Source organism: Nocardia sp. NPDC051900 (assembly GCF_044452545.1).
Taxonomy (GTDB): domain Bacteria; phylum Actinomycetota; class Actinomycetes; order Mycobacteriales; family Mycobacteriaceae; genus Nocardia; species Nocardia sichangensis.
On sequence record NZ_JBITBU010000009.1, the window covers coordinates 300056 to 314573 of the forward strand.

Annotated in this window: 8 protein-coding genes; all 8 read left to right on the top strand. The window is 70.5% G+C overall.

Annotation, left to right across the window (positions count from 1 at the left end; translation table 11 throughout):
• Window positions 1–49: 49 nt before the first annotated feature.
• From ACIA5H_RS18055 to ACIA5H_RS18090, 8 genes are read left to right on the top strand one after another with little or no spacing between them, the layout of a single operon-like run.
• Complete coding sequence (locus tag ACIA5H_RS18055) at window positions 50–319, top strand: acyl carrier protein (RefSeq protein WP_379250902.1); 270 nt, start codon at window positions 50–52, stop codon at window positions 317–319.
• Window positions 316–6228 (top strand): aminotransferase class III-fold pyridoxal phosphate-dependent enzyme, encoded by a 5913-nt coding sequence (locus ACIA5H_RS18060; RefSeq protein ID WP_397076837.1) that lies wholly within the window; start codon window positions 316–318, stop codon window positions 6226–6228. The genes ACIA5H_RS18055 and ACIA5H_RS18060 overlap by 4 nt, the downstream gene beginning before the upstream one ends.
• Window positions 6225–7082, top strand: coding sequence for a hypothetical protein (locus tag ACIA5H_RS18065; protein ID WP_355070698.1), 858 nt, complete (start codon window positions 6225–6227; stop codon window positions 7080–7082). Before ACIA5H_RS18060 ends, ACIA5H_RS18065 begins: the two co-directional genes overlap by 4 nt.
• Window positions 7079–7333: an acyl carrier protein gene (locus tag ACIA5H_RS18070; protein ID WP_355070700.1), complete on the top strand. Its 255-nt coding sequence runs from the start codon at window positions 7079–7081 to the stop codon at window positions 7331–7333. The genes ACIA5H_RS18065 and ACIA5H_RS18070 overlap by 4 nt, the downstream gene beginning before the upstream one ends.
• The gene (locus ACIA5H_RS18075; RefSeq protein ID WP_397076838.1) at window positions 7330–9078 is read left to right on the top strand and encodes an AMP-binding protein; all 1749 of its coding nucleotides are present in this window, start codon (window positions 7330–7332) and stop codon (window positions 9076–9078) included. The genes ACIA5H_RS18070 and ACIA5H_RS18075 overlap by 4 nt, the downstream gene beginning before the upstream one ends.
• Window positions 9075–10484, top strand: a complete 1410-nt coding sequence (locus ACIA5H_RS18080; RefSeq protein WP_397076839.1) for a cytochrome P450 — start codon at window positions 9075–9077, stop codon at window positions 10482–10484. The genes ACIA5H_RS18075 and ACIA5H_RS18080 overlap by 4 nt, the downstream gene beginning before the upstream one ends.
• A complete protein-coding gene (locus ACIA5H_RS18085; RefSeq protein WP_397076840.1) occupies window positions 10481–13228 on the top strand; it encodes a PEP/pyruvate-binding domain-containing protein in 2748 nt (915 codons plus the stop codon). The genes ACIA5H_RS18080 and ACIA5H_RS18085 overlap by 4 nt, the downstream gene beginning before the upstream one ends.
• Window positions 13225–14517 carry an aminotransferase class I/II-fold pyridoxal phosphate-dependent enzyme gene (locus tag ACIA5H_RS18090; protein ID WP_397076841.1) on the top strand — a complete coding sequence of 431 codons (1293 nt, stop codon included), beginning with the start codon at window positions 13225–13227 and terminating at the stop codon, window positions 14515–14517. Before ACIA5H_RS18085 ends, ACIA5H_RS18090 begins: the two co-directional genes overlap by 4 nt.
• The last annotated feature ends 1 nt before the right edge of the window (window position 14518 follow it).

Sequence of the window (14518 nt, forward strand, 5' to 3'; positions counted from 1 at the left end):
ATGTTCCGCGCCGGTGGAAAGGTCTGGCGCGCGATGAAGGAGGCGCTGAATGAATGAATTCGATGCCCTGACCGAACGAGTTCTCACGATGTTCTCGCGTGGTCTGCACGTGGTCGAAATAGCACCGGACACGCCGTTGCTGGATTATGGCTTGGACTCGGTTCGGTCGGTGGAGTTGGTGATCGAGCTGGAGCGGGAGTTCGGCATCGCGATCTCCGACGAGGAGGCGGCCATGCTGCATACCGCGCGCGATGTGATCGCGTGCGTTGCGGCGAAGACGACTCGTACGCGGCACACCCGGGCCGAGGCGTGCGCGTGACCACGGGCGCGGGGTGGCAGGAACAATTGCCGCGCACCGGATCCGACTCGTTCGGCGATTTCGCCGACTACAACCGACCCGGCCTGGCCGGATTGCTGCGAGCCTGCCACCTGGACGTGATGTACACCGCCGCGGAAGGCGACCATCTCGTCCGCGCGGACGGGACCCGGGTGCTGGATCTCGTCGGCGGTTTCGGCGCGGCACTGTTCGGTCACAACCATCCGGCGCTGGTACGTGCCGCGACCGCGACATTGAACCAGCAGGTGCCATTCGTGGCGCAGGGCAGTGTCCGGCCCGGCGCCGCGCGGTTGGCGCGGCGGCTGTCCGAGTCGGTCGGTGCGTCTACCGGCCGGGAGTACGTGGTGACATTGGGTTCCACCGGAGCCGACGCGGTCGAGGCGGCGATCCGGCACGCCGCGGTCGCGCACGCGCGCGCCCTGAGCGAACTGGACGCCGAGCTACGGCGGACGCTGCGCCGGCTGCGCCGCGACCGCCTGCACGATGTGCGCCCATCCGCGCCCGCCGGGGACGCCGAGCCGCGGACCGCCGCGGTCGTACTCACCGAATCGCTGGGCCGGATCGCGCGGCTGCGTGAGCGCGGACCGGTGTTCGTCTCGCTCGCGGGCGCGTTCCACGGAAAGAGCGCCGGCGCCTTCGCGCTGACCGAACAGGCCGATACCCCGGCCGACCTGGTGGTGCCAGGCCCGCCGCGGTGGCGGCTCGACACCTGGGCGCCGGACGAGGTGGCGGACGCGTTCGCCGACGAGCTGTGCACCGTGGGTGTCATCGGCTTCGGCGCCGACGGCGCGCCCGTGCGGACGTGGCGGCGGCTGTCGCCCGTCGCGGCGGTGTTCGCCGAGCCCGTCCAAGGCGAAGGCGGTGTGCGGGAGGTTCCCGCCGACACCCTGCGCGCCTTGCGGGAACTCGCGGATCGGCACACCGCGGCGCTGGTCTTCGACGAGATCCAGTGCGGCATGGGCCGAACCGGCACGTTCCTGGCGTCGGCTCCCTCGGGTGTGCGCGCTGACTATTACCTGATGTCGAAATCGCTCGGCGGCGGACTGGTGAAGATCGCCGCGCTGCTGGTGGACCGCGCGCATGCCGTGTCCGACTTCGGTCGCTACCACACCTCCACCTTCGCCGACGACGAGCTGTCGGCGACGGTCGCGGACGCGGCGCTGGACCTGTTGCGCGACAACCAACTCCGGATCAGCGATGCGGGAGCGCGATTGCGGTCGCAGCTGGACGAAGTGGCCCGCCGCTGGCCGCGAGAGATCGTGGCGGTGCGTGGGCGCGGGCTCCTGCAGGGCGTGCAGCTGCGGGCGCCGGAGCCGGAATCGGCGCTGCTGCGCGAGGTCTGCGCGCCCGACATGTTCGGCTACGTGGTCGCCGGATACCTCCTGCACCGGCACGCGATCCGCGTGCTGCCCACCCTCTCGGCACCGACCACCCTGCGCGTCCAGCCCTCGGCGTTCGTCACCCAAGGCGACATGGCGCGGCTGGCGGCGGCGCTGGACGACGTCGCGGCACTGTTGCACCGTGGGCGATACGACGTGCTGCTGGCGCACTTGGCCGCTCCCGTCACCACGAAGCCCACGGTGACGGAGCGGGCTCCGTTGCCACGGCGCGCCGATATGCCGCCGGCGCGCGACCCGCACGCGCCGACCAAGGTGGCGTTCCTGGCGAACCTGCCCGAGACGGTCGACCTGCGCAGGCTCGCCCCCGAGCTGGAATGTTGGAGCGACTCGGAATTCGCCGCCTTGCTCGAACGTCTGCGCCCCGTCGCCGATCCCTTCGAACTGACCAGGCGGACGATCTCCTCGCCCACCGGCGCCGAGGCCGAGATGATGGTGTTCGCGCTGCCGCTGACCGCCGAACAGATCGTGGCGCATCAGCGTGCGGGCGAGCGGACCTACGTGCGCGAACTGGTGTGGCACGCGGTAGAGCAGGCGATCGCGGCCGGAGCGACGGTGATCGGGCTCGGCGGCTACACCTCGATCGTCACCGATGCCGCACGCGAGGTGACGGAGGACACCGTTACGGTCACCTCCGGCAATTCGCTCACCGCGGCCTGCGCCTACGAGGTGCTCAGCGCCGAACTGGCCGCGCTGCCGTCGGGGCAGCGGCGGGTCGGCATCCTCGGCGCACTCGGCAATATCGGCGCGGTCATGGCCGAACTGCTCGCTCCGCTGGCCGATTCGCTGGTCCTGGTGGGCAGGCCGGGCGCGGGGACGCGCTTGCGCCGGGTGGCCGCCGGACTGCCCGGCGAGGTGGTCGTGAGCGAGGACCTGGCCGCACTGCGTGACTGCCGGGTGGTCTTGACCGCCACCAACTCGGCGCAGCCGCTGATCACCGCGCGACATCTCGCCGCGCACCACCCGGTGCTCGTCTGCGATCTGGCCGTACCTGGCGACGTGGACCCGGCGGTCGCCGAGCATCCGCATCTCACCCTGGTCGACGGCGGCCGCATGGCGCTGCCGCTCGGCCAGACCCCGTCCCTACCCGAAACCGGGTTGCCCGCCGGAATCGTCTACGCGTGCATGGCCGAGACGCTGCTGCTCGGCTTCGAGCCGCGCACCGCGAGCCCGTCCTACGGCGCGCTCACCGTGGCCGGTGTCCGCGCGGCACGAAGTCTGGCCGCTCGTCACGACCTGCGCCCGGTTCTGCTGCCGACAGGAGCCACCACCGTGATCACTCCGACTACCGCGTCCGCCCCGATGTTCCTGGGCGCGGCCGACTTCGCCCCCGCTCGGGCCGGCGGCAAGGCCGCCACTCTGCACGAGTTGCTGACCGACGGATTCGCCGTCCCAGCCGGTTTCGTCGTGCCCGCTGATCTGGACCTCGACGGCGTCGGCGACGACGATCTGTCCGGCTGGGTGCGGGCCATCGGCGGGTTCCCGGTGGCCGTGCGCTCCAGTGGCGTCCTCGAGGATCTCGACGACGCCAGTTTCGCGGGCCAGTACGAGTCCTATCTGGACGTCGCGGACGCGGACGCGCTGCGGACGCACATCGAACGGTGCCGCGCCTCGGTACGCAACGAGCGGGTGCGGGCGTATCTGTCCCGCCGCGGCATGGCCGATGCCGAGGCGACGGTGGCCGTCCTGGTGCAGCGCATGGTCGAGGCACGTTGCGCCGGGGTCGGTTTCAGCATCGATGTGCTCACCGGCATCGAGGAGCACGCGGTGCTGGAGGCCTGTCACGGCGTGGGCGAGCGATTGGTCTCCGGGCAGGTCACCCCCACTCGCTACACACTGCGGCTGTCCGACGGCGGCGTGGTCGCGCGCGAGGCGGGCGACGAGGATGTCCGGCTCGACGGCGCCGACACCGAAGCTATGGCGGCGCTATTGCTCGCGGTGCAGGCCCGCAGGCATCGGCCGCAGGACATCGAATGGGCGATCGATGGCGACGGCGCACTGTGGCTACTGCAGTCGCGTGCGGTCACCGCGATCAGCTGGCGCACCGACATCGACCAGTTCTCCGATGCGGACCTGCGCGACGGCGGCGTCTCGGCCCGGGTGTGCACACCCATGATGTTCTCGCTGTACGACAACGCCTTCCAGTACTCGATGCAGCGGTTCTTCGAGGGGCTGGGCCTGGCCGCGGCGGGCGAAGAGCCGGACTGGATGGCGATGTACTACGGCCGGGCCTACTGGAACGTGAGCGCGGTGAAGCAGTGCTTCCAGCGCATACCCGGCTTCGACGAACAGCACTTCGACGACGACCTGGGCGTCCTCAACGAGTACGGCCCCGAGGGGCCGATCCGCACGCCGAACACGCCGCTGACCATCGCCCGCGCGCTGCCCGTCGCGCTGGCGGTGCAGCGCAGCTATCGCGAACAGCTCGCCGCCGTCGACGCGTTCGCCGCGAGCTGGCCCGCCAAGTACGCGGCGTGGCGCGAGCGGGTGCGCGCGCTGCCCCGGACCGACCAGGCGACCTTCGCCGCCGACCTCGCCGACTGCCTGCTCACCTTGCACGCGACGACCGAGCGCACCTACTTCACGACGATCTATCACAACTCGAGCGTGCAGACCGACTTCAAACAGCTGCTGGACAAGGTCGACGCGGCCACCGGCGCGGCCAGCTCCGCCATCGACCTGATGGGTGGTCTCGCCGAGATCAGCCACATGGCGCTGCAACGCGGAATCGTCGAATTACACCGTGTCGCACAAGAATTCGGCATGGACAGCCCGGAGTGGGAGGTGGCGCTCGCGGCCTTCCTCGCCGAGCAGGGCTTCCACGCCGACGCCGAACTCGACCTCACCTGCCCGCGCTGGTCGGAGGACCCGCAGCGGGTGCGATCGATGATCGCGGTGATGCTCGAACACGGCACCGCGCCTGCCGACCCGGCGGCCACGCTGGTGGAGCAGCGCAAGCGCTACGAGTCCGAGTCGGCGGCGGTCCGAGCCCGGGTTCGGGCTCGTCCGGCGACACGGGTGCGCTACGCCAAGGCGCTGGACAAGCAGATCGAGCGGATGCGCCGCTACCTCGTGGCCAGGGAACGGATGCGGGAATTCTCGTCGCAGTGCTACGCCGTCGTGCGCGCCTACGTGGTGGAGGCGGGCACGCGCTTGACCGCCGCCGGCGCGCTCGAGCACGCCGACGACGCGTTCCAGCTGACCATCCACGAGCTCACCGACTTGGTCGCGGGCCGCGCGGACGCGGCGGACCTCGCGCCCGTGATCGCCTACCGCCGTGCGATGTACGCGGCCTATCGCGATCTCACGCCGCCGCACGAACTCGGTGGCGGGGTGACCGTGGCCGCGGTGCGCGCCGTCGCCGACGGCGACCTGTCCGGACTCGGATGCAGTCCCGGTGTCGCGGAGGGCACGGCGCGGGTGATCACCGCGCTCACCGACCTCGACCAATTGCGCGACGGCGACATCCTCGTCACGAGATTCACCGACCCGGGTTGGACTCCCGCGCTGGGCTTGGTGGCGGGTGTGGTGACCGAGGTGGGGGGCATGCTGTCGCACGCCGCCGTGATCGGACGCGAGTACGGCATCCCCGCCGTACTGAACGTTGCGGGCGCGACGAGTGTCGTGCGATCGGGTCAGCGGATCCGAATCGACGGCAGCGCGGGAGTGGTGCGGATCCTGGACGCGGACTCCGTCACGGCCCCCGTGAGCGGCGAACCGTCCGCGGATCACCGGCGAGCGGACGTCGCCGCTCGCGCGCGGCCGGAGGAAGACTCGCCGCCCCCCGCTCTCCCCGAAACCGCCACGGAGGTGGCAGATCCTGTCGCATCACCTCGCGTGACGCGCGGCTCCGGAAAGGACACGACACTGACCGCACGTAAACGCCTGATCTGTCTCGCGGGCGGTGACGGCTCGGGCAAGACCACCCAGGTGGCGAGGATCGCCGCGGAATTCGAGGCGCAGGGCCACAGTGTCGCGGCGGTGACGATCTGGGACGCCTTCCTCGACCCGAAGGTCTCCTCGAAACTCCCGTGGGGGAGTCCCGCGGAGATCTACGGCTACCTCCAGATGCTCACCCCGCTCAGCCGCGCGCACTTCCTGTTCCACGCCATGCAGCTGGCACTGGACCTGGCCGCCGAGCGTGGCGCGGACATCGTGCTCGCGAACGCGTATTGGTACAAGTACTACGCCACCGAAGTCGCCCACGGCGGCGACCCGGCCGTCCTGCGCAGCCTGGCGGCGGGGTTCCCGGAACCCGATCGCACCTTCTACCTCGCGGTGCGGCCGCAGGACGCGCTGAGCCGCAAACGGTTGCGCAGCGACTACGAGAGCGGCTACGGCGACGAGGAGTCGTTCCTGGCCTTCCAGCAGCGCAGCCACGAGGCGCTCGACGCGCTGTCGGACGAGTTGGGCTGGATCCGGCTCGACGGCACGGCGGCGCAGGCCGAGATCACCAGCGCGGTGCTGACCCAATTGCGCGAGGACGACCGATGAGCGGCTCGTACACCCGCCGGGTGGCCCTGGTCGGCATCGACGGCGCGGGCAAGTCCTCGGTGCTGGCCGCGCTCCGCGCGCTGGCGGTGCGGACCGACGCCGGTGGGTTCGCGTCGATGACCTGCCCCGATTTCCACGACACCCGCGACGTTCCGCTCGCTGATCTGTCCCGGCAGCTGCGGGCCTTCAGCGTCGGCTGTGACGAGATCGGCGACGTCGCGATGAAGGCCACCGCGATGTACCTGCAGATGACCCTGTTCGGGCCGGTGGAACAGCACTTCCTGCGCACCTGGGAACCGGATGTGCTGGTGTGCGAACGGCATCCGCTGATCGAACTGCTCGTCTACGGTCCGCTGTACGTGGCGCTGGCGGGCACCGACGGGCGCTGCCGCGCGCGACAGGACGAGATCGCGGCGGTGCTCGAACGGCATCGACCGGGCACGTTCGCCGACATCCTCGCGTGGCAGCACGCCCAGGCCGAACGGCTGGGCAGCTCGCCGGACCCGTGGCTGCTGCTGTCGGAGATCGCGGAATTGGTCGGTCGCGACATCGCCGGCGCGGTATCCGGCTTCGGCGAACGGTTCCGCACCACGCTGCCGGACGCGGTGCTGTGGCTCGACGCACCGCCCGGCCAGGCCGCGGCCCGCTGTGCGCGGCGGTCGGCACACGGGCCCGTCGAGGCCCATGAGACCGCCGAGCGGCTGACCACCCTGCGCTCGGGATACGAGCGGGTGCGCGAGACCCTCGCGACCGCGTTCCCGGAAGTGGCGTTTCACCGCATCGACACCGCCGACGACGTCGACCTCGAGGAATCGGTGCGCGCCTGCGTGACGGAAGGGAAGTTGCTCGGATGAGTGCACGTGACGACATCGGCTCGGCGGACCTGGAGGCGCGGGTCCGCGCGATCGTCGGCGAGGTGCTGTGGGTGCCCGCGACCGATCTGGATCCGGCGGCGCCGCTGATCGACTACGGACTCGATTCGCCGACCGCCATCGAACTGACCATTCAGCTCGAACAGGAGTTCTCCGTGAGCATTCCGGAAGACGTCGCCGTCCGGCTGACCACGGTCGCGACGATCGTGCGCTATGTCGAGGACCAGCCATGACCGCGTCATCAGGGACACTGCGCCCGCAACACCCGAGCATCGTGCACGCGCTGCTGTCCGGCGGCGACCGAGGTACGGCGGCGGCGTCGACGGTGATCCTGGCCGAGCGCGCCGCTGCCCGGCACGACGACGAAATCCGCTGGCGCCACGATGATCTGGTGAGCGCTGCGGGCCGCGCCGCGGCGGGACTGGCCGCCGACGGCGTGCGCAGGGGCGACCGCGTGTTGCTGTGCCTGCCCACCTCGGCGGAGTTCGTCACGGCCTTCTTCGGCGCACTGTCGCTCGGCGCGGTGCCCACCGCCATCGCCACGCCGGGCGGCTTCGGGGCCGCCGAAATCTTCCTGGACCGGTTCACCCGGCTGCTGGCCTATCTGGAACCGGCGGCCGTGGTGAGCACTCCGGCGGTGCTCACCACGTTGCCAGTGCCCGCGTCGGTGGCGACAATCGACGCGTCGGCACTGCATGCGCTGGCAGGCACACCGGGCGCTCCCGCGCTCGCGCCCCACTTGCCCGCACCGGAGGATCTGGCGTTCATCCAAGCCACCTCCGGCTCGACCGGCACGCCCAAGGGGGTTCAGGTCACCCACGCGAATCTGGCCGCCAACTGCGAGCAGATCGCCCGCGCCGCCGCGATCGGACCCGGCGACACCTGGGTGGGCTGGCTGCCGCTGCACCACGACATGGGCCTGATCGGCGGGTTTCTCACACCGCTGTTCCGTGGCATCGACGCGGTGCTGATCCCGCCCAACCGGTTTCTGCGCCATCCGGCCGATTGGCTGCGCGCGGTGCACAGGCATCACGGAACTGTCACCGCCGCACCGAATTTCGCCTACGGATACGCCGCCGCCCGCATCGCCGACGGTGAACTCGACGGAGTGGATCTGTCCGCATGGCGGTTCCTGTTCTGCGGCGCCGAACCGATCCATCCGCCCACGGTGCGGCGGTTCGTCGACCGGTTCGGCCGCTGGGGGCTGCCTTCCGACGCGCTCGTACCGTGCTACGGCTTGGCCGAGGCGTCGCTCGCGGTGACGGTGTCCGATCCGCGGGCGCCGATCGCGTTCGACTCGGTCTCCCGGCGCGGACTGGCCGAAGACGGCGTCGCGGTGGATGTCCCGGCCGGTGACGGCGACGCGCTCGACATCGTCGACTGCGGAGCGCCCGTGACGGGCACCGAAGTCCGCGTGGTGGACGAGAACGGAACGCCGTGCGGCGCGAATCTGCTCGGCCGGGTGCAATTCCGTGGGCCGTCCACCACGCCCGGCTACTTCCGGCTGCCCGAAGCCACCGCCGCCACCCGGACGCAGGGCTGGTGGGACACCGGGGACATCGGCTACCTGCGCGACGGGCGGTTGCGGATCACCGGGCGACGCAAAGACCTCATCATCATCCGCGGCGCGAACTACCTGCCCACCGACTTCGAGATCGCCGCCGAGCAGGTGCCGGGAGTGCGGCCGGGCGGCGTGGTCGCGCTGGGACGAACCGATGCCGACGCCGGATCGGAACAGTTGCACCTGATCGTCGAATCCGCCGTGGCGCGGACGGAGCACGACGCGCTGGCCCGTGCGGTACGCGCCGCGGTGAGCAAACGCACCGGCGTGCTGGCGGCCGGTGTGCGGATCGTCGCGCCGCGCAGCATCCCGAAGACCACCAGCGGCAAAGTCCAGCGCGCCGCGGCGCGGCGCCTGCTGGACGGCGACGCGGACGAACTGGTCGGCGCCGTGCGCGGGGGAGACGTGGCGCGGTGACACCGACGACCGGGACCGGCGAGCGCCGCCTCGACGGCCCGTCCACCAGGCATCCCTTGGGCGTCTACGCCCGGTACCGGACCGACCCGCTCGGTCTGTTCTACGAGTCCGCGCTCCACTACGGCAGTGTCCGGCTCCGCCTGGCGCACCAGCACGTGCACCTGTTGGTCGAACCCGAGCACATCGAGCAAGTGCTGGTCAGCCGTGCGGGGCGCTACGAGAAGGGGATCAGCTACCGAAGCCTGAACCATTTGCTCGGTCCCGGCTTGCTGACCAGCGGCGGCGAGCTGTGGAAACGTCAGCGCGCCCTGATCAAACCGGCTTTCACGCGCCGTCATGTGGAGTCCGAGATCCCGCTGATGGTCGAGTGCGGACAGCGGATGCGCACCCGCTTGGACGCCCGCGCCGCCGACGGCGCGGCCTTCGACCTGGTGCCCGAGCTGATGGGATTCGCCGCCGACGTGGTGTGCCGCGCGGTACTCGGCGCGGACTTCGACGGCGTGCTTCCGCAGATCGAAGACGACGTGCGCCAGGGCGTTTCGTGGGTCATGCGGCATATGGCCGCGCCGATCCAGCTGCCGCCGCGCCTCCCGACTCCGGGTAACCGGCGGCTGTGGGAAGTGCGACGCCGGTTGCACCACGTGGTCGACGAGGTGATCGGCAGGCACCGGCGAACCGACGACGACGCCGGGTCACTGCTCGCCCGGCTGCTCACCGCCCGCGACGACGCGGGACACGCGATGGACGACGCGCAGCTGCGGCACGAGGTGCTGACCTTCTTGCTCGCCGGTCACGAAACCACCGGAGCGGCGCTGGCCTGGACGATCTACGAACTGGGCCGCAACCCCGTCGTGCTCGACCGGGTGCGCGCCGAGATCGACGCGCTGCCGGACGCGCCGGACGACCCGGACGCCGTGCGGGCCGCGCTGCCCCGGCTGGAGTACACCGGCCGCGTGATCGATGAGGCGATGCGCCTGCATCCGCCGGCTTGGGCGTTCAGCCGTACCGCGCTCGAGCCGGACCATTTCGACCGGTTCGACCTGCGACCCGGTGCGATCGTCGTGATCAGCCCGTTCGTCAACCATCGCCTGCCGCGGTTCTGGGACGCGCCGCTGACCTTCGATCCCGACCGGTTCACCAAGGAGCGGAACCGGGCGCGCCCGCCGTTCCGGTACTTCCCCTTCGGCTGGGGCGCGCATCTGTGCGTCGGCCAGCAGATGGCGCTGATCGAGATCCGGGTGGGTCTGGCGATGGTGCTGTCGCGCTACGACATCGAATTGGTGAACGGGATGCGGGTGCGCGAGCACCCGGAGATCTCCAACACCCCCGACCCGGTCCTGGTGCGGTTGACCCGGCGCGGGCGCGCCGTCCCGGCGACCCGGACCAGACAGGAGGCCGCACGATGACCAGTGCCACCACCGGCGCGATACTGCGCGCCGAAACCCTCGCGGCGGACCCGGCGGCCGCGGCGCACGCCGGAGCCAAGGCCGCCAACCTCGCCAGACTGCAGGCCGCCGGATATCGCGTGCCGCCGTTCGCCGTGCTGAGCACCGATACGTGCGCGCGGTTGCTGGCTCCGTCCGCCGACGCCATCGCGGGACTGCTCGCCGAACTCGATCCGGACGACCCGGCCGCCTTGCGGTCGGTGTCGTCCCGGATCCGCGCTCTCGTCGAGGGATGCACCCTGCCCGGCGATATCGCCGCCGAACTCGACGCCGTGGTCGCCGAACTGGCCGCCGCCGTTCCGGCCGCCGCGGGCGAGGTGCGCTTCGCCGTGCGATCGTCGGTGCGCGGGGAGGATTCGGCGACCGACTCCTTCGCCGGACAGCTCGACACCGTGCTGAACGTCGGGGCCGCTGATCTGCCCGCCTCGATCGGGACGGTACTCGCCTCCGCGTGGTCGGAGCGCACGCTGTTCTACCGGGCGCGCCGCGGTCTCGACAATGCGCCGGTCGCCTGCGCCGTGGTGGTGCAAGTACTGCTCGACAGCGCCGTCTCGGGGGTGGTGTTCAGCTGCAATCCGCGCAGCGGTGATCCCTCCGAAGCCGTGGTCGCGGCCGCGCTCGGGCTGGGCGAAGGCGTGGTGGCGGGCACGGTGGACTGCGATACCTACTTCGTCGACCGCGGCACCGGCGCCATCACCTCACGAGTGGTCGCCGACAAGCGCAGCCGGGTCGCACCCTCGCCGCACGGCGCGGGGACCACGGTCGAAGAACTCGCCGACCCGCTGACCGTGGCTGCGCTGTCGGACACGGAGATCCAGGAGTTGGCCGAGGTGGCGGGCGCACTCGCGGACCGCTTCGGCGCACCGCAGGATGTCGAGTTCGCCTACACGCCGGACGGGCGGTTGCACCTGTTGCAGGTGAGACCGGTCACCGCGACCGGCGCACGCGAGACGGTATTCGACAACGTCAATGTCGCGGAGTCGTATCCGGGGCTGTCGAGCCCGCTGACGTTCTCGGTGCTGCGTACCGCCTATGAGCGGGTCTTCCGAACGTGTCACCGCGATTTCGGCGCCACCGCGCGGATCGTCGAGCGCAACGCCGCCGATCTGTATCCGTACCTGGTCGGCACCGCGCGCGGCCGGATCTACTACAACATCAGCAACTGGTACCGCCTGTTTCTCGAGATCCCCGGCATGGAATTCGCCATCGAAGGCTGGGAGGCCGCGCTCAATATCGAGAACCGATACCAGCGACCGCCTGCGCCTGCCCGCGGTATCGCCCGGCTGCGCGCGATCGCGCTGCGCCTGCGTGTGTTCGCGATCATCCTGCTCGGCTGGCTGCGGCTGCCACGGCGGCTGCGCGCGTTCTTCACGGCGCTGGCGGCGGCAACCACAGACCTCGAACGCAGGCTGGACGAGGATCGGCCGGAGCGCGACCGCGACGCACACGCGTTGCTGGCGTGGACCGAACGCTTCTTCGACGAACTCGTGCCCGCCTACTCGGTGCAGATCTTCAACGATTTCCTCGCCCAGCAGATGTTCCATGTGGTCGGACTGCAGTTGCGCCGAGCCGGTCTCGCCGAGGAAGCGGCGCTCACCCTGCGCAACGAATTGTTCTGCGGCGAGGACGGTGTCGACAGCGTCGATCCGGTGCGGTCGGCACTGGCACTGACCGCGCGGGTGCGCGGCGACTCGGCGTTGCGTGGGCTGTTCGACGGTCCTTCCACCGCGCGGCAAGTGTGGGCCGCACTGTCGGAAGACCGGTTCGCGACCTTCCGCGCGGCGTGCCTGCGCCACATCGCCGAGTTCGGCGACCGCACGGTGGACGAACTCAAGCTGGAGACCGATCCGCTCGGCGAGCACCCCGAACGACTGGTGCCCATGCTGCGGAATTACCTGCGTGGCGGGCAGAACGCCGATGACATGATCGCGCGTGAGCAGGCGATCCGGCGTGCGGCCGAGCGGACGGCGGCCGAACTGTTCGCAGGTGAAGGCGTGCGGCGGTGGGTTTTCCGGCTCGCGCTCCGGCTCGCCCGCGAACACGTGAAGCAGCGCGAGAACATGCGGCTCGGCCGCAGCCGCGCCTTCGGTCTCCTCAAGCGGGTGTTCCGGGAGTACGGCAGGCGACTGCACGCCGACGGCCTGGTGGGTGATCCGCGCGACGTCTTCTGGCTGACCTACGAGGAGATCGCGGCTCTCACCCGCGGAACGGCGGTGGACACCGACATCACGCGTACCGTCGCCCTCCGCAAGGCGGATTACGACCGCTGGCAGGCTCAGCGCCTGCCCTCCCGCATCGTCACGACCGGGATCGCCGCGTCGGGGATCAGCGATCCGGCACTGGAGCAACCGGGCCCGGACGCTGCCGAGGGAGCGCGCGTACTGCACGGAATCGGTTGCGCCCCAGGTCGTGTCGAGGCTCCCGCGCTGGTCCTGGACACCCCGGATCCGGACGTCGCGATCGATGGGCAGATCCTCGTCGCCGCGACCACCGATCCGGGCTGGGTGTTCCTCATGGTCGCCGCGGGCGGCCTGGTCAGCGAACGAGGCAGCCTGCTCTCCCACACCGCCATCATCGGACGCGAACTCGGTATCCCCACGGTCGTCGGCGTGCCCGGAGTCACCCGCCTGATCGGAAACGGTGACGTCCTGGTGCTGGACGGCCGCGCGGGAACCGTGACCCTCGGGCAGGAGCGACGACCATGACCGCACCGGATCTGGCCCACGGCGAGAATTTCAGCCTGGAGCACTATCTCGACCCAGCCGCGCACACGTTCGACCAGCGCTTCGCGGAATTCCGGCCCTACGCGCAGCACGCTCGCGGCAGCGGGTTCGTGTTGCGAGAAGTGGCCGGGCCGTCCGGCGCGGTCGTCCCGGTGCGCGATCCGGCGACCGGCGCGACCGACGAGCTGATCATGCTCGGGTCCAACAACTACCTCGGCCTGGGCAACGAGCCGAGCATCGTCGAGGCCGCCATCGCCGCCATTCGCGAATACGGTGTGGGACATGGCGGCCCGCCCTTGCTCAACGGCACCACCACTTTGCACCGGCGGCTCGAGGAACGGCTGGCCGAACTGAAGGGCTGCGAATCGGCCATGGTCTTCTCCTCGGGCTACGCGGCCAATGTCGGCTGGGTGACCGGTCTGCTGCGCAGAGGTGATGTGCTGCTCTACGACGAACAGAACCATGCCAGCCTGTACGACGGCATCCAACTCGGCCGGGTGCGCTCGATGGCCTTCGCGCACAACGATGTACGCCATCTGCGCCACCGGCTGATGCAGATCCGCTGGCGCAATCCAGGGGCGAACGTGGTGGTGGCCGTCGAGGGCGTGTACTCGATGGACGGCGACATCGCACCGCTGCCGGAGATCCGCGCGCTGTGCGACGCCTTCGGCGCGTGGCTGGCGGTGGACGACGCGCACGGCACCGGAGTACTCGGCGCGCGCGGGCACGGCACCGCCGAGCATTTCGGGCTCGGTCCGGGATCGGTGGAGCTGACCATGGGCACGTTCTCGAAGGTCTTCGCGGGCACCGGCGGCTTCGTCACCGGGTCGCGAGACCTGGTGGACACGCTGCGCTTCTTCGCCCGCTCCTACATGTTCTCCGCCGCGCTCGCCCCCTCGGTGGTCGCGGCGGTGCTCGCCGGAATCGAGTTCCTGGCCGCGCATCCCGAACGCGTGGCGCGACTGCACGACAACGTCGGCTACTTCGTGCGCGGGCTGCGCGCGATGGGTTTCGCCGTCGACCCGCAGACCGCGATCATCCCGCTGCTCGTACCACAGCGTCTCGCCGTCGCCGACGTGGTCACCGCTCTGCATCGGGAGGGTGTGTTCGTCAACGGCGTCGAATTCCCGGCCGTGCCCCGCGACCAGCAGCGCCTGCGGATCAGCATGATGGCCACCCTCACCCGCGACCACCTCGACCGCGCACTGGACCGCATCGACACCGTCGCCCGCCGCTTCGGCTTCCATCCCGAACAGGAAGGGATCGCTTGAC

Bases quoted from the DNA above. Each gene is read 5' to 3' on its own strand.
- ACIA5H_RS18070 (WP_355070700.1), top strand. From the start codon at position 7,079: ATGAGTGCACGTGACGACATCGGCTCGGCGGACCTGGAGGCGCGGGTC.
- ACIA5H_RS18085 (WP_397076840.1), top strand. From the start codon at position 10,481: ATGACCAGTGCCACCACCGGCGCGATACTGCGCGCCGAAACCCTCGCG.
- ACIA5H_RS18065 (WP_355070698.1), top strand. From the start codon at position 6,225: ATGAGCGGCTCGTACACCCGCCGGGTGGCCCTGGTCGGCATCGACGGC.
- ACIA5H_RS18055 (WP_379250902.1), top strand. From the start codon at position 50: ATGAATGAATTCGATGCCCTGACCGAACGAGTTCTCACGATGTTCTCG.
- ACIA5H_RS18075 (WP_397076838.1), top strand. From the start codon at position 7,330: ATGACCGCGTCATCAGGGACACTGCGCCCGCAACACCCGAGCATCGTG.
- ACIA5H_RS18090 (WP_397076841.1), top strand. From the start codon at position 13,225: ATGACCGCACCGGATCTGGCCCACGGCGAGAATTTCAGCCTGGAGCAC.